General features: G+C 47.6%; 15 protein-coding genes. 13 read left to right on the forward strand and 2 right to left on the reverse strand.

The genetic code is table 11. From position 1 onward, the window contains the following. Positions 1 to 103: 103 nt before the first annotated feature. The 10 genes from ABGV42_RS04415 (at position 104) to ABGV42_RS04460 (ending at position 10,564) form a co-directional block, all read left to right on the forward strand. Positions 104 to 766: a GntR family transcriptional regulator gene (locus ABGV42_RS04415; protein ID WP_347380556.1), complete on the forward strand. Its 663-nt coding sequence runs from the start codon at positions 104 to 106 to the stop codon at positions 764 to 766. Positions 767 to 840: 74 nt separating this feature from the next. Continuing rightward, positions 841 to 2,178 carry an extracellular solute-binding protein gene (locus tag ABGV42_RS04420; RefSeq protein WP_347380557.1) on the forward strand — a complete coding sequence of 446 codons (1,338 nt, stop codon included), beginning with the start codon at positions 841 to 843 and terminating at the stop codon, positions 2,176 to 2,178. Between the two features lie 23 nt (positions 2,179 to 2,201). Then, positions 2,202 to 3,098, forward strand: a complete 897-nt coding sequence (locus tag ABGV42_RS04425) for a carbohydrate ABC transporter permease (protein ID WP_347380558.1) — start codon at positions 2,202 to 2,204, stop codon at positions 3,096 to 3,098. A 2-nt stretch (positions 3,099 to 3,100) separates the two neighbouring features. Then, on the forward strand, positions 3,101 to 3,970 hold the full coding sequence (locus ABGV42_RS04430) for a carbohydrate ABC transporter permease (RefSeq protein WP_347380559.1): 870 nt from the start codon (positions 3,101 to 3,103) through the stop codon (positions 3,968 to 3,970). Between the two features lie 40 nt (positions 3,971 to 4,010). Next, positions 4,011 to 5,066 carry a DUF6282 family protein gene (locus ABGV42_RS04435; protein ID WP_347380560.1) on the forward strand — a complete coding sequence of 352 codons (1,056 nt, stop codon included), beginning with the start codon at positions 4,011 to 4,013 and terminating at the stop codon, positions 5,064 to 5,066. A 53-nt stretch (positions 5,067 to 5,119) separates the two neighbouring features. After that, positions 5,120 to 6,520 (forward strand): allantoinase AllB, encoded by a 1,401-nt coding sequence (allB, locus tag ABGV42_RS04440; RefSeq protein WP_347380561.1) that lies wholly within the window; start codon positions 5,120 to 5,122, stop codon positions 6,518 to 6,520. A 51-nt stretch (positions 6,521 to 6,571) separates the two neighbouring features. Continuing rightward, positions 6,572 to 6,976: a PucR family transcriptional regulator gene (locus ABGV42_RS04445; RefSeq protein ID WP_347380562.1), complete on the forward strand. Its 405-nt coding sequence runs from the start codon at positions 6,572 to 6,574 to the stop codon at positions 6,974 to 6,976. A 420-nt stretch (positions 6,977 to 7,396) separates the two neighbouring features. Further along, positions 7,397 to 8,698 (forward strand): ABC transporter substrate-binding protein, encoded by a 1,302-nt coding sequence (locus tag ABGV42_RS04450; protein ID WP_347380563.1) that lies wholly within the window; start codon positions 7,397 to 7,399, stop codon positions 8,696 to 8,698. Positions 8,699 to 8,794: 96 nt separating this feature from the next. Beyond that, entirely contained in the window at positions 8,795 to 9,688 is an 894-nt protein-coding gene (locus ABGV42_RS04455; RefSeq protein WP_347380564.1) for a carbohydrate ABC transporter permease, read from the forward strand. Between the two features lie 18 nt (positions 9,689 to 9,706). Then, complete coding sequence (locus tag ABGV42_RS04460) at positions 9,707 to 10,564, forward strand: carbohydrate ABC transporter permease (protein ID WP_255247782.1); 858 nt, start codon at positions 9,707 to 9,709, stop codon at positions 10,562 to 10,564. Here the strand turns inward: ABGV42_RS04460 and ABGV42_RS04465 are convergent. After that, a complete protein-coding gene (locus tag ABGV42_RS04465) occupies positions 10,554 to 11,360 on the reverse strand; it encodes a helix-turn-helix transcriptional regulator (protein ID WP_347380565.1) in 807 nt (268 codons plus the stop codon). The genes ABGV42_RS04460 and ABGV42_RS04465 overlap by 11 nt on opposite strands. A 109-nt stretch (positions 11,361 to 11,469) precedes the next feature. On the opposite strand from ABGV42_RS04465, the gene ABGV42_RS04470 reads away from it, so the two are divergent. Beyond that, positions 11,470 to 12,891, forward strand: a complete 1,422-nt coding sequence (locus ABGV42_RS04470; protein ID WP_347380566.1) for a family 43 glycosylhydrolase — start codon at positions 11,470 to 11,472, stop codon at positions 12,889 to 12,891. 86 nt (positions 12,892 to 12,977) lie between these two features. On the opposite strand, the gene ABGV42_RS04475 is transcribed toward ABGV42_RS04470, so the two are convergent. Continuing rightward, on the reverse strand, positions 12,978 to 13,892 hold the full coding sequence (locus ABGV42_RS04475; RefSeq protein WP_347380567.1) for an AraC family transcriptional regulator: 915 nt from the start codon (positions 13,890 to 13,892) through the stop codon (positions 12,978 to 12,980). A 169-nt stretch (positions 13,893 to 14,061) separates the two neighbouring features. On the opposite strand from ABGV42_RS04475, the gene ABGV42_RS04480 reads away from it, so the two are divergent. Both ABGV42_RS04480 and gucD read left to right on the forward strand, forming a co-directional pair. Continuing rightward, a complete protein-coding gene (locus ABGV42_RS04480; RefSeq protein ID WP_347380568.1) occupies positions 14,062 to 14,937 on the forward strand; it encodes a fumarylacetoacetate hydrolase family protein in 876 nt (291 codons plus the stop codon). A 21-nt stretch (positions 14,938 to 14,958) separates the two neighbouring features. Then, positions 14,959 to 16,425, forward strand: a complete 1,467-nt coding sequence (gene gucD, locus ABGV42_RS04485; protein ID WP_347380569.1) for an alpha-ketoglutaric semialdehyde dehydrogenase GucD — start codon at positions 14,959 to 14,961, stop codon at positions 16,423 to 16,425. The last annotated feature ends 13 nt before the right edge of the window (positions 16,426 to 16,438 follow it).

Raw genomic sequence — 16,438 nt, forward strand, 5'->3', positions numbered from 1 at the left:
ATTTTGACGTTCAATAGTACTAAAACTATCATAATATTCAATTAAGATAACATTCATTCTTAATTAGTATGTATCCCTAAAGAGAGATGGAGTGATAATGCATATGACCAAAGGAAAGGAGAGGGAAATCTACCGGGATATCAAACTAGCGATCACACAGCACAAACTGCTGCCTAACTCACAACTGGTTGAGGATGCACTGGCGGAGGCTTTTGAGGTCAGCCGCACGCCAATAAGAAATGTGCTGAGAAGGCTTGAAATGGAGAAGCTGGTCACGGTTATTCCTTACCGGGGAGCTTTTGTCTCTTGTCCTAGTGTGGATGAAGCAAGAGAGGTATTTGAAATGCGCAGGGTCATCGAAACCTCAATGGTCCAAAAGTTATGCAGAACGGTGAAGCCGGAGCAATTGTTCCCGCTCGAGGTTCTGATCCGGGAGGAGCATCAGGCTAGCCATGAAGGCGATATCGTTGGTGCATTGGATGTCACGGTAGATATACACCTTAAGCTGGCAGAACTATCGGATAACTATTACTACTATCATTTTCTGGAGGAGTTGATCTCGCTCACCTCTGTAATCATTGCCCTGTATGGGACGGATCAGAGCTTCTGCCATGATCATGTAGATTTGCTAGCAGCTATTCAGCAGCAAGACGGGGAGCAGGCGGCCCGCATTATGACAGAACATCTATGGCAAATCGAACGTTCGCTAAATTTCACAGAAACGGCGCCCAATGTCCTGAATTTTAAAGAGATCTTTCAGAAGTGATTTTTTTTGGATAGGATTGTATCCAATTTTGGATTCTATATGATCTGAAAATGCATCCAAAGGAGTGGAGAGATTTGAACAAACGGTCATTCATGCTGGGGTTAATGGTGGTGGCATCGTCTGTGCTAAGTGCTTGCGGAAGTGGTGATAACGAAGAATCAGCGGTTGAAAGCGGCAATACCATTACGATATCGCTTCTGCACAGGTATCAGGAATCCAATATTGGCAAAAGTCCAGAGGATACCGCTGTACTTAATGGACTGAAGCGGTTCAGAGAAGATTATCCGAATATCGAGATCATAGAGGAGCAGCTTCAGAACGAGGACTATTCCATTAAAGCTCAGGCACTAGCAGCGGCCGATGATATGCCCGATGTATTTATCGTACCTGGCTCATGGATGACCAATTTTGTGGATAACGAAATCGTACTCCCTTTGGACGAAGAATTAGACAAGCGTCCCGAATGGCGAGACGGTTACCGTGCTGGAACACTGGATGCCGGAACCCGTGAAGGTCAAATTTACGGGATACCCATTGCAGCAGGGCCTACGCATCTGATCTACTATAACGCGGATTTGTTCGGAAGCATCGGTTACGACCAGTTCCCATCGAGCTGGCCGGATCTGATGGATGTCGGAGAAAAGCTGGCCGAAAAAGGCATTAACCTGTTCTCATACGGAGACAAGTCCAAAGGATACGCCATGTCCAGCTGGATCAGTGCGTTGACTGATCGGATCAATGGCCCGGAATGGACGGAGTCCATTTTGAACGGCGATGGTGCTAAGTTTACCGATAAAGGTTTCATACAGGGAATTGGCATCATGAGTGAGCTGGCGAAAGCTGGTTATCTGAATAAGGACCTGAATTCTGTCGACAACGACACCATGGTTAACTATTACTTTGAAGGTCGATCGGCTGCCTTTGTCAGCGGAATCTGGTCAGCAATGAATATCGTGAACAATGCTCCGGATGAGATTAAGGCGAGTACACGAGTTGCCGTCTTTCCGGGCGTCGAGAACGGACTTGGCAATCCACTCAGTTCTTCCGGAGGCGCCGGTGTCTATTATAGCGTTAACTCTGGGGTAGAAGCCGGAGAAAAGTTAGACGCCATCATGACGATGCTAGAGTATATGACCGGTTCGGATAGCGCCAAGCTAATGGCAGAAGTCGGAGGATTCCCGGCCTATGATCCCGGAGACTTCGATACTGGGAAGCTGCATCCGGTAGCCCTGGCTGCTTACGAGGCCAGCGCGGCAGCTGACGCAACTAAAATCTTTGACCTCTGGTTTGATGCTTCGATCGTAGAAGTGCTAAATACGGGGATCCAAGGTGTAATGGCTGGTTCCAGAACACCCGAGCAGCTGGCTGAGGAAACTCAACAAGCCTATGAGACTTTTTTAAATCAACCATAACTTATTATTGAAGGAGTGAGAACATGGGCAAGGCGCTGCGACCGAAAGGCTGGGTGCTTGTGGCATATCTGCTTCCGGGTCTTCTTATCTATTCATTTGTCGTGCTGGTTCCCATCCTTGCTGCTCTTCGAGACAGCTTCTACTCATGGACAGGAGGTCCCAAAAAAACGTATATCGGCATGGGAAACTACAAGGAAATTCTTCAGGATGATGTGTTCTGGCATTCCTTTCTGAACAATGTACTGATGACAGCCTATGGCTTGATTGGACAAGTAGGGTTCGGTTTTGTTTTTGCTCTGCTGCTGATGTCCAAGATGGTAAAACTAAAAGGGCTGCATCGGACAATGAGCTATTTCCCCTCAACACTTGCCCCGGTAATTATCGCTTTTCTATGGATGCTGGTCTACAACTATAACTACGGTTTACTCAATGCCGGACTAACCAAGCTTGGCCTGGGTGCATTGGTGCAATCCTGGCTGGATCTGACGGGACCAATCGTTCTGCTGGCCTCCATACCTCTGTCTTGGCAAAACATCGGGTTCTTCACACTGCTTATGCTGGCAGGGCTATCGTCAATCAATAAGGAAGTTCTGGAGGTTGCTCAACTGGATGGAGCAACAGGAGTTCGCAAAGCCTGGTATATCATTATTCCTTTGGCCAAACCTACCCTGGTCGTTGCTTCACTGCTCTGTATAGCCAACAATATGCGCGGGTTCGAGCATATCTACGCACTGACCGGGGGCGGTCCAGGCAACTCTTCCTCGGTGATGGCGTTATATGCGTATGAAACGTCTTTCCTGCGTTTCCGGTATGGATACGGTTCTGCGCTCGCCATAGCCATCATTACGCTCACTATGCTTATGATCCTGCTCTCCACACTTTTACTCCAGCGCCGCAATCACTCCAAGGGAGGTGCGTAAAAATGGAGTTACAACTGGAACTACAATCGCAGCGCAGTCCCCGTCGGTTCCTTCCCAATCCAGCCAAGCTGGCCGTGAACGCCTTGTTACTTCTCTTTACCGCGAGCTGTATCATACCGCTGCTCTGGATCGGTTATTCATCATTGAAAACACAAGCAGAATTCGCCAACAATATTCTTAGTCTGCCAAGTGCACCGCAGTTTAGTAATTATTGGGAAGCGATTAAGCTGACGAATATGCTGCAGCTATCGTGGAACAGTGCGCGGGTCACCTTCCTGTCCGTCATTGGCATTACGGCAATTGCATATGTAACAGGCTATATTACGGCCCGGCTGGACTTCAAAGGGAAGAGAGCAATGATCTTTTATTACCTTTTCGGTATGCTGGTACCCATTCACGCTCTACTTGTTCCCATCTACCTGTTATTTAAAAATTGGGGGCTGGCAGATCAATGGTATACGCTCATCATCCCCTATATTGCCTTTAATCTGTCTTTACCAATTATGTTGGTCAGCAGCTACGTGATGGGCATTCCAAGAGAAATTGAGGAAGCAGCAGCAATCGACGGCCTTAGCTTCAGTGGTACCATGTACCGTATTATCCTGCCGATAGCCATACCTGTACTGACAACGGTCGCAATTCTACAATTTTTCTCCTGTTGGAATGAATTTTCTTTTGCACTGGTACTGCTCAATGATGAGTCGCTGCGCACGGTTCCGCTCGGGATGTCCTATTTCAAATCACAGCACAGCACCAACTATCCACAGCTTATGGCCGGAATGATATTGTCGATGCTACCTGTCACAATTATTTATTTTGTATTCAGCTCACGGATTATTGCCGGCGTCATGGCCGGATCTGTTAAAGGATAATCGCTATCTGTCTAAATTCATAATTAACGGAGGGATTACTATGCTTACTTTCGATTCCAATCAAGAACAACCGCAGAAGCGGACTCCAGACCGTACAAAATGGAATGAATCTTTTTACCGGAGGTCAATGGAGCTGCCAGATGAGCTTCTGATTGGTGCCATTGATAGTCATGTGCATGCCGGTCCGGTATTGAACTCTAACCCCGGGCATCTGGACCCGATTCAGGTAGCGCAAGAAGCCGCAGCTGCAGGCATGAGGAGCATCGTGTACTATGATGTATTCGGCTGGGCTTCAGGGATGGCCTGGGTAGTGAACCGCCATGTACCGGGCATTCACACGTATGGGGGTTATTTGATGAATTCCTGCCATGGCGGTATGAATCCGCGTTCTGTAAAAACCGCACTGCATATGGAAGAGGGCTGCCGTTTCATCAGCTTCGGTTCACATTGTACACGCCATTCAGCTGAGCGTGAGTCCACACTGATCGACGGCAAGCTTGTTCCGTTTAAGGATGTCTATCCGCAGTTTGTGGAGAGAGAACTGTCTGTGGCGACGTCAATACCGCTGGAAGGGCCTGTTCCAGAAGCGCTGGATGAGATCTTAAGCATGGTGGCAGAACATCCGGAGGTATACCTGAATACGGGTCATGTATCTGTGCCGGAAGCGCTCCGTCTACTGGACCTTGCAGAACAATACGGTATTGCGAAGGTGTTGATCGCTCATCCCGTCCGCGGACAAATGACAATCGAAGAGCAAAAATCGGCTGCCGCCAGGGGTGCTTTTCTAGAGGCCTGTCTTGTGGATTGGCTGTATCCTGATGTCCCCCGGACCCATTACTATGTAGAACGAGAATATATGGATATGGGAGCTGAACTCGGCAGATTCTCGAATGCGACGAAATGGATGAAAACCATCCGTGAAGTGGGAATAGATCAGTTCGTTCTTGGTACGGACTATGGGATCCGTGCGGCCTCAACGCCTGTACAAGGCATGAGGACAATGATTGCTAGCATGCTCGATTATCAATTCTCTCCGGATGATATTTACCGGATGGTAGCAACAAATCCCGCAAGGTTGATCGGCATTAACACATAGGATGTTGCTGGTGTGCTGCTATCACCTTAAGCATGGACAAGGAGGAATGGAGCATGAAATCCGCAACATCGTATGATCTAGTCATTACAGGGGGAACGATCGTTACGGAAGCTGCCGTGGAGCGAAAGGATATCGGTATTAGGAATGGATTGATTACTGAAATCTCAGAAAACATTGATCCGGCGGGTACCCAAATCATTGATGCGCATGGACTGACTGTGATGCCTGGCGTTATCGACACTCATGTACATTTTAATGAGCCGGGTCTGGAATCCTGGGAAGGTTTCAAGACGGGTTCCGCTGCTCTTGCTGCCGGAGGTGGAACCTGCTTTCTTGATATGCCGCTCAACGCTGTTCCTCCTACAGTTACAGTTAGGGCCCTTCAGCAAAAAAGAGATCGTGCGGCAGGTAAAACGTATGCTGATTATGGATTTTGGGGTGGACTTATGCCCGGCTATCTTAAAGAGCTGCCGCTGTTGGCGGACGCCGGAGTGATCGGTTTCAAGGCCTTCATGTCTTCTCCGGGAGATAAGGACAAGGACGGGTTTCGTCGGTCAGACGACGAAACCCTGAGAGAAGGGATGCGAGTGATTGCAGAGACGGGAAAGTTGTTGGCGCTTCATGCTGAACATGAGCCCACCGTAGCTCGACTCACCCGTGAAGCACGTAGCCTGGGTCGATTCGGCCCGGAGAGCTATACATCCTCGCGTCCGATAGAGGCAGAGGTGGAAGCAGTAGAAACTGCGCTGCGTTATGCAGCCGAGAGCGGTTGCCGGGTTCATTTTGTCCACATCAGCAGCGAATCCGCTGCAGGGCGAATTCGTAAAGCCCGGCATGAGGGAGTCGATGTGACCCTGGAGACTTGTCCGCATTATCTATGCCTGACCGACAAAGACCTTGCGGTCATGGGTGCCGTGGCGAAATGTGCACCTCCACTACGTGATGCGGAAGAACAGGAGAAGCTATGGGACGGATTACAGCGAGGATGGTTTGACTTTTTATCTTCGGATCATTCACCCTGCCCAGCCAGCATGAAGACAGGCGATGATATGTTTGAATCCTGGGGCGGCATCGCCGGTGTACAGAGCACATTGGAATTGATGCTGGACGAAGGCTACCTGAAAAGGGGGGTTCCGCTTCCGCTGCTGGCGCGCCTGTTGTCAGGGGCCCCAGCCGAACGATTCGGGCTGGCTCCTGTTAAGGGACGCATTGCAGTGAACTGCGATGCCGATCTGGCCTTGGTTGACCTCAATGCTCCCTACACCCTTAAAGCGTCAGACCTTTATCAGAAGCATCGCCATTCACCATACATTGGTCGTAGCTTTGGCTGTAAAGTGAAGATGACACTGCTGCGAGGCCGATTGACGTATAGTGAAGGTTCGCCATTTCTTAACCAAGGCACCGGCAGGGAATTCAGAATCGTATGCCCTGGAGCTATGAACATAAGTAAGTAGCTAGTCATGCTGATTTTGAAAGAGTACGTCCCATCTCAAGGAGGGAAAGCAATGACCGCAAAAGCTGGCAGATTGTCCACCGTTCAGGAGGATCTCCTCAAGTTGGTCCAAGATATTCCGCGAGAGCAAATGCAGCAATACATCGACCGCTATATTGGCAGCCTGCTTACAGTAGAAGGCTATGACCCTGAGCTTCTACAGACGTTGGAAACGTATGCGACATGTAATGGCCACATTAATGAAATGTCCTCCAGGTTATATATTCACCGCAATACAGCGGCTTACCGACTGGAAAAGTTGGAACGAATCATAGGTATTCCGCTTAAAGAAACCGAAAACCTGTTGCTGCTAAATTTGGTGTTCCTGTTCCGCCGCCTGCTTGATGCAGAAAAAGCCAATGCGTCTGCCAATGGCCTTCTTACTCTGGACTATCGAAGCCATTATCGCACATCATAATTCCAGTAAGAAAGGTGAAAGAATAGAAAGAGAAAAGGCGACTCTAACCGTTTTGAACAGCGGAGATCAGAGTCGTCTTTTTTGGCATTCATTGAATTGAAACCCTGGATTTCAAATTCAGAATATGATTATTCATCAATAATTCTTAAGGATATGTCATTGTATCAAGCACGAAGAAACCTTACTTTTAAATAACGATGGAAGCGCTAACAAGGCAGAAAGAGTGGTGTTTTAATATGTGCTAACTGTAATTTCACCTTGCAATGTAATGACAAATTCAGGTTGGGAAGGTTGTAGATCCTCGGCGTTACATGAGGATAGATTAGTATTTCCTTTTTATTCGATTGCCATTGAGAATCTAAATTCATTCATCGGGTTACGACACCAGTCGCTCGCCTAAGTATAAAAAGGAGGATATATATGAGAAAATTTGCAATCATTCTGCTTATCGGAATATTCGTGACAGTGATCACCGCCTGCTCAGCAAACAGTGATCAGGCAGCGGAAAATTCATCGGGTAATGGAGAAATTTCCGGTGACCTTACCGTATTTGGGTGGGGCGGTGGCGAGGAGCTCCAGTCTCGAAAGGAAGCCACCAAAATTTTCAAAAAATTGTATCCAAAAGTGAAGGTACATGAAGTTTGGCTCCCGGCAGATAACATTGATGTCAAGCTCGATGCAGCTCTGGCTGCTGGAAATGCCGGTGATGTGATCATGATATCTCCAGACTGGAAAGGGTTGAGATCCAAATGGTTCGAAGATTTAAACCCTTATATTGAGAAGGATCAACTGGACCTCGAGGCCTTGTTAACACAGGGGGTTGATGGGGGATATGTCGATGCGGACGGAAAACGCGAAGGGATGCCAACAACCGCTTCTGATTTTATGATTGCTTATAATAAAGACATTTTTGACAAGGCGGGGCTCCCGTATCCAACGAATGACTGGACTTGGGATGATTTTTCGGCAACAGCCAAACAGGTCTCCTCGGGTGAAGGTGCAAATCGGGTCTATGGCATTGTGTCCCACTGGATCTTGCAGAGCTTCGCTCCTTTTATATACGGCGGGATGCCATATAACGAGGATTGGAGCAAACAGACTCTGGATGATCCCAATACCCTGAAGGGGTACCAGTTGTTCGGAGACCTGGTGAATGCAAAAGCAATGCCAGATGATGCAGCCGCCAAGAGCATGCCTATGGACCAAATGTTCGCTGCAGGTAGAGCTGCGATGTATCCGCTAGGTGTGTTTGAAGCTTCGACAATCGCCAAAAATATCGGTTCTAATTTTCAATGGGGTATCGTGATGCCTCCAAAAGATCCATCCGGTAAAACCGTCAACATTAAATTCCAGACAGGCTTCGCCATGAACAAGGATTCTAAAAATAAGGAAGCGGCGTGGGCTTATATTAAAACGGTCTCCCTGAATAAAGAGGTCGGAGATCTGTACAGTAAGGTAAATCTTCCTGCGGCAAAAGAATCAGCGGAGAGTACTTTTGCCAATTTGAAAATTGAAGGCACAGATATCTCCATGGTGGATTTCGTAACAGGGTTGCAGGATGCCATAACTTTCCCGTGGGGTGGCTCCATTGCAAAGGCGGGGGACCTCTATGAGCAAACCTGGCAGCAGGTCACCGTTCAAGGGAAAACCGCAGAGGAAGCGGCCAAAGCCTATACATCCCAAATTCAGTCCGCTCTCGACTCCATTCATCAAAGTAAATAAACGAATAATGAACACCTGGTTACAACGAGGGGGGATCGATCTTCCCCCTTCTATCCTAATCCGGTCTCAATAGGAGGCAGCTTTGGAGGCGAAAGAATGAAGGCGCGAAACAACCGCATTGAAAACAGGGAGGAGAAACAATTCTTCCTTTTTATCTCGCCATGGCTTTTAGGTTTTCTAATATTCACCTTATATCCAATGGGTTATTCTATCTTTTTGGTTTTCACCGATATGGATATGACCGGCTCAGGCCAATTTGTCGGCTTAGATAATATCATCAGGGCCTTTACACAGGATCCACTTTTTTACCGTTCTTTGTTAAACACATTATATTTTGTGTTGGTTTCTGTTCCGGCCAGTTTACTCATGTCGTTTCTGATTGCTCTTCTGCTCAATCAAAAAATAAAGGGCGTTGGTTTTTTCAGAACCAGCTTCTATATCCCGTATATCACATCGGGGGTTGCGGTTACCTTGCTTTGGGGCTGGATTTTCAATGCCCAGTTTGGCTTTATCAATTATTTCCTTTCTCTATTCGGTATCACAGGACCTAACTGGTTGAGCGATACGAAATGGGCGATGCCGGCGATTATTATTATGGGAGTCTGGACGATCGGAAATTCCATCATCATTACGCTGGCGGGACTGCAGGATATTCCGGAAGCCTTATATGAGAGTGCTGAGATTGATGGAGCGAGCAGTTTCGTTAAAATTACGCAGATTACCCTGCCCCTGATCACGCCAACGCTTTATTTTAATCTCGTTATGGGGATCATTGGTGGATTCCAAATCTTTATGCAGCCTTACATTCTGACCGAGGGTGGCCCCAGCTATTCCACCTACACGTACATGATGCATATTTATAACAGCGGATTTAAATACAACGAGATGGGTTATGCGTCAACTCTGGCCTGGTTATTGTTCGTCGTTATTATGATCATCACGCTAATCGTAAACCGGACTTCCCGACACTGGGTTTATTACGATAACTAAAATTTGGGAGGTGCAACCATGGAGGCTTATTACAAAAGTAAAAAAAACAGCGGCCGGATTAAAGTCAGCTTGAGTTATGTGATATTGACGATCATTGCAGTCGTGTTTATTTTTCCGTTTATATGGATGCTTTCAACCGCCTTTAAAATCCCTTCGGAAGCCTATACGCTGCCTCCCAAAATCATCCCGGAAACGTTTACTTGGGATAACTTCATTCAGGGCTGGCAATACGCGGATTTCACCCGTTATACATGGAATACCTTAATCGTAACAGGACTTGCGACGATTGGAACGGTTCTTTCTGCCTCATTCGTAGCCTATGGCTTTGCGCGGTTTAAATCTCGATACAGCGGATTGTTATTTACGCTCGTGCTTGCTACCATGATGCTCCCCAGTCAGGTCACTCTCGTTCCTACTTACCTCTTGTTCACCAAGCTTGGTTGGCTCGATACCTTGATGCCTCTTATCGTTCCGTCCTTTTTTGGGGGAGGTGCGTTTAACATTTTCCTGCTGCGGCAATTCTTCAAAACGATTCCGAAAGATTTGGATGAAGCCGCATATATCGACGGTGCCAATGCATTCCAGATTTATTACAAAATCCTGCTGCCTGCAATCAAACCGGCTTTGATTACGGTCGGTCTAATGTCGATAACCTTTCATTGGAATGATTACATGTCTCCGCTGATTTATCTGAACAGCGATCAGAATTTCACACTCGCTATCGGTTTGCAGTTCTTCCAGAATTCTTTTGGCTCCTCGCAAATACAGATGCTGATGGCCGTTTCATTAATTACCGTTATTCCTGTGCTGATCCTCTTCTTCATCGGACAGAGATATTTTATTCAGGGGATTACCATGACCGGAATCAAAGGATAACCTTTTTGGAATCTGCTGGGCCGGGAGTTAAGTTACTCGCGCGTTTGTGAAATTTCTTGGGTGATGAACCGGTCATTTGTTTGAACTGCCTGCAAAAATGCTCCACATTGCGGTAACCGCACCGGTCTGCAATCTCCGCAACCGTATACTGATCATGCCTGAGATATTCTTTGGCTAGGCGAATCCGGCTGTGAATAACATCATCCATACACGAGAGGCCAAACAATTTTTTGTAAATCAACTGCAGGTATCCCTGACTGATGCTAATAATTTTAGCCATTTCCGATATGGTCCAGGGGTGGCTTGGATTGTTATGGATGGCAGCACGCAGCTTTAAAAGGTTGTAGTGCTGAGGACTAATTTCCTCTTGAAAGTAAGACTCCAGCAGCTTGTTGAACAGGGTTCGGAGCAGACAATCAATGGATGATTCTCTGTAGTCCTTATTGAATGAATTCTCTACGACGAGCAACTGGAACAGCTTGTGGCAATATTCAGGATCATCCAAAGGAAAAGGCTTGCCATAGGGAAGCGAAGTTTCGGTTACGTAAGGTTCATCGCTTGCAAAGCGGATCCAGTCATTAATATATTTCCCTGTGGAAGCCCGGTAGTAAATTTTTTGATGAGGCTCAAAAAGAACAGCACAATGAGGAGGGTATTCCTTGAGTTTTCCATCTACCCAGAACTGAGCGGGAGTCTGTGTAATGACCAAAAGCCAGCAGGGATGTCCTTGGGGAATATCAAAAACAAAATTGCTATGATGTGCTGCGTCATATTCAACGTAAAATATATTTGTCATTGATTTTCACCTATATCATGTAAGTTTGTCAGACGGACTATTTTTCTATTATACCGAATTCATTTTCGATTCATATTGCTTAATTACTTTGACGAGGAGTGTAGTTTTTATGAAAAAACAGGGGTTAAATCCATATCTTCCATCCTGGGAGTACGTCCCTGACGGTGAGCCTTATGTATTTGAGGATAGAGTTTATGTGTACGGTTCGCATGACCGGTTTAACGGACATGTCTTTTGTCTAAACGACTACGTATGTTGGTCGGCGCCTGTGGATGACCTCGGGAATTGGCGCAATGAAGGTGTATTCTACCAAAAGGCAGATGACCCGCTTAATCCGGGCGGCAGTATGTGCCTTTACGCCCCAGACGTTACGCTCGGTCCTGACGGACGATATTATCTTTATTATGTGCTGGATAAAGTGCCGGTTGTTTCTGTTGCTGTATGCGATACACCTGCAGGCAAATATGAATTCTATGGATACGTGAAATATGCGGATGGCACTCGCCTGGGGGAAAGGGAAGGGGACGAGCCCCAATTTGATCCAGGTGTGCTGACCGAAGGAGAGTGTACGTATCTTTATACCGGATTCTGTGCGCCTGGAGACCGATCGAGACACGGTGCGATGGCGACGGTGCTTGGTCCGGACATGCTGACGATTGTGGATGAGCCCGTATTCATAGCGCCGAGTCAGCCATACAGCGAAGGCAGCGGATTCGAAGGACATGAATTTTTCGAGGCCCCTTCCATCCGGAAAAGAGGGGATACCTACTACTTGGTTTACTCCTCAATTGTCATGCATGAATTATGCTATGCTACCAGTAAATTTCCTAACAAAGGGTTTGAATATCAGGGTGTAATCATAAGCAACTGCGATCTACATATTGACTCCTATAAACCAGCTGACAAGCCGATGTATTATGGCGGGAACAATCACGGCAGCATTGTTGAGATCAAGGGAGACTGGTACATTTTCTATCATCGCCATACCAATGGGGACGCATTTAACCGTCAGGGCTGCATTGAACGCATCTCTTTTGACGAGCATGGAATGATATCTCAGGTAGAAATGACTTCCTGCGGCGTGAATGGTGGCCCTCTTGAAGGAAAAGGGGAATATCCCGCATACCTTGCATGTAATCTTTTTGCAAAAGATGATCAAATGTATACCGGTGGTTTTGGAGGAGGTGCTTGGCTGGACAGCCGCTTTCCGAAGATTACCCAGGATGGGCGAGACGGTGATGAAGAGGTCGGATATATTGCCAATATGGTGGATTCAGCCACAGCAGGTTTTAAATATTTCAAATGTGATGGGATTCGCCAGGTCAGTGTGAAGGTTCGTGGATATTGCAATGGAGAATTTGAGATTAAAACCGCATGGGACGGTCCTGTACTGGGAACGATCCCGGTACATTTTACAAATGAATGGAAAAAATATACGACTGACATTACCGTTCCAGACGGCAGGCAGGCTTTGTATTTGACTTACAGGGGAGCAGGAGGCGCGAGCCTGGCTTCTTTTACATTAGCATAACGGATACACAGATTGAAACACCCTTAAGACGAAGCAAAGCAGCTGCTGGTAACCCGGCAGCTGCTTATTTCATGTGGAAAAGTACTTCAATCACCGAGATGCTCCGCTCCAGCAGTCCGCTGGGAATGGATGCGAAATTCGCTTGGCGTGATGCCCGTCCATCGCTTGAACTGACGGCTGAAATGCGCATTGGTCTTGTATCCAAGCATCATCGCAATATGGTCAATGTTCAGGTCTGTTTGTTTTAACAGCCGCTGGGCTTCGTTCAGAAGGGTTTCTGATAAAAACTTGCGCGGGGCTGTACCATATACCTCCCGAAAGATCCGGTTGATCTGTGAAGGGCTAATGTTCAGTGACTTCGCGATGTCTTGGATCCAGGTTCGTTCGCTTTCCCGAACGTCACCATGAAGGTGGATATATCTTACGGAGTCCTCAATGTGCTCGGCAATTTGGTGGGCGATGGTTTCTTTTCTCGATAAGGTAACGGATGCGTTCTGAGATAACTGGCCAACCAGGGAGCCGAGCAGTTCGAATACGGCGGCATGGACTTTCATCTGTTTGGAGGAAGACAACGGCATGGATAAGTGTTCTGTGGCCAGATCATACAAGGTACATAGTGAAGAGGACAGTCCTGAAGCCAGGCTCGAATCTGCCGGATAATAAATGTCCTTGCAGCGGTTGAGTTCTCTGCAGAAGGAGGTATCGTGTACGCTGAAATGAACAGAAAAGTATGTGAAACCCTTCGGTCCGGCACCTGTGCAGGAGTGAGTCATACCCGGACGGATAAACAGAAGGTCTCCAACGGATTGACTGTACGACTGACCGTTGACCACCATGTTCATCTCGCCGTCCAACATCCAGTGAATTTCATACATGGAATGCTCATGAGACGGATACGTCCAGTTGGAATCTACTTGTCTTGCATGCAGTCCCAACAATTGAAAAGACATGCGAACATCGGGCAGACGGCCTAAATATACGGCTTCTGAAAGTTTGGTCACAGCTACCTCCTCGTAACGCTCTGTATTCCAAATACGAATAGATTTATTTTAACAGAAAAATAATGCGTGAAAAGGGTAAGTCGTCGGAGTGATAAGTACATCGTCATGAAACATCGCTGGTGCTATGGTAATGTTATCAACCCGGTAGGGAGATAGGGGGCAAGCTGGAATGAGAATTATTCGATTTTTGGATGGACATCAGAAATGGTTGGCAGCCGTTACGGATGATGAACAAGCGTATCGTTTGCCGCAAGCAGATTTTATGACTTTAATCTATCAGGCGAGGGAGAAGGGTGTTACTCCGGTTCAATGGATTGAAAGCGCTCTTAAACCGGTAAACAAGCTGACCGATGATTGGACTTCTCTGCACCTGATCACACCAGTCGATGCACCGGAAGTGTGGGCAGCAGGTGTGACATATCAGCGGAGCCGGGAAGCGCGGAATTATGAAGCTACAGATGGAAAGTTGGATGCGGAAACTTTCTACGATAAGGTCTATGACGCAGAGAGACCGGAGATCTTCTTTAAATCCACAGCAGCCCGGACTGTCGGGCCGAATGAGGCTGTCACGCTGCGCAGCGATTCTACTTGGCAGATCCCGGAGCCTGAGCTGGGATTGGTGCTTGCCGCGGATGGCAGCATTGTGGGATACATCGCCGGAAATGACATGAGCTGCCGCGATATCGAGGGGGAAAACCCGTTGTATCTGCCACAAGCCAAAATATGGCGCAATTCCTGTTCCATAGGTCCAGCTATTCGACTAGCGGAAACGGTGAAGAATCCCTATGAATTCAGCATTGTCTGCCAGATCTATCGGGATGAATCAATGGTTGTTAAAAGTGAAGCGAGTACGAGTGAATTAAACCGCAAGCTGGATGAACTGGTTTCCTTTTTGGCAAGGGATAACGATGTGTATGACGGTACGGTACTTTTGACAGGCACTAGCATCGTGCCTCCGAATGATTTCACCCTTGAACCAGGAGACCGCATTGAAATATCCATAAGTGATATCGGGACACTGATCAATCCTGTCATTTCAAACTAGTTTAGAAGGAGGATGAATGCGATGAGCGCATTTCAGTTAGAGCAGACCTATAACAATTTTATTAACGGGGAATGGGTAAAACCAACGTCCGGATCGACGGAACCAAGCATTAATCCGGCGAATCGAAAAGAAATCGTGGGTTATGTGCCAGCCTCGGGTGTAGAGGACCTGAACCATGCAGTCGCAGCGGCAAAAGAAGCAGCGAAGGCCTGGCGGAACTTAACGGGTGCGGAACGGGGGAATTATCTTTTTCAAGCTGCTAATGTGCTGGAGCGCCGGGCCGACGAGGTGGCGGAAGCCATGACCAGAGAAATGGGGAAGACATTCCCGGAAGCTAAAGGAGAAACGATGCGCGGCGTCGCCATTTTGAGATATTATGCGGGGGAAGGCATGCGAAAAACGGGTGATGTGATTCCCTCAACAGATAGGGAGGCACTAATGTTCACGACCCGTGTGCCGCTTGGCGTAGTAGGTGTCATTGCACCTTGGAACTTCCCGGTGGCTATCCCCATCTGGAAAACAGCACCGGCTTTGATCTATGGCAACACCGTTGTATTGAAGCCAGCTCAGGAAACGGCGGTTACAGCAGCCAAGGTTTTGGAATGTTTTGATGAGGCCGGCATCCCGGCTGGTGTTCTCAATCTCGTGAGCGGAAAAGGCTCGGTAATCGGCTCCGCACTTGCTGAGCACGCCGATGTAAACGGAATAACTTTTACTGGTTCCAATGAAGTTGGAAAGCGGGTCGGCGCCGCAGCACTTGCTCGTGGAGCCAAATATCAGCTTGAAATGGGTGGCAAAAACCCGATTATCATCGCGGCAGACGCTGATTTGGATTTGGCTGTTGAGGCCACGATCAGCGGCGGCTTGAAATCAACTGGCCAAAAATGCACGGCCACCAGCAAGGTCATTATTGAACGAAAAGTATATGATGCCTTTAAAGAAAAACTCCTGTCGCAAATCAAGGAAATCCGTCTGGGTGACGGGATGTCTTCCGGAAGCTGGATGGGTCCATGTGCGAGTGAAAGCCAGCTGAGTACCGTGCTTGGTTACATTCAAAAAGGACAGGATGAAGGTGCCGTACTGCTCGCTGGAGGAAAAAGACCGGACAATCCTGAGCTCGCAGAAGGATTTTATGTACAGCCGACGGTATTTGAAGGTGTCGAATCGCATATGTCCATTGCCCGGGAAGAAATATTCGGTCCGGTCCTGGCCTTGATTCCTGTGGATTCCTTGGAAGAGGCCATTGCTTCGGCAAATGACAGCGATTATGGTTTGAGTGCTTCAATCTATACACAAAATGTCGGGGCCATGCTGTCCTTCATCCGGGATATGGATGCCGGACTCGTAAGAATTAATGCGGAAACTGCCGGCGTAGAACTGCAGGCACCGTTCGGTGGAATGAAGATGTCAAGCTCGCATTCCAGAGAACAGGGGCAAGCGGCCATCGAGTTTTTTACGGCAATCAAAACAGTCTTTGTGAAGTCATAAACTGTGGGAGGCT

The organism is Paenibacillus pabuli (genome assembly GCF_039831995.1).
In the GTDB taxonomy this organism is placed as follows: Bacteria; Bacillota; Bacilli; order Paenibacillales; family Paenibacillaceae; genus Paenibacillus; species Paenibacillus pabuli_C.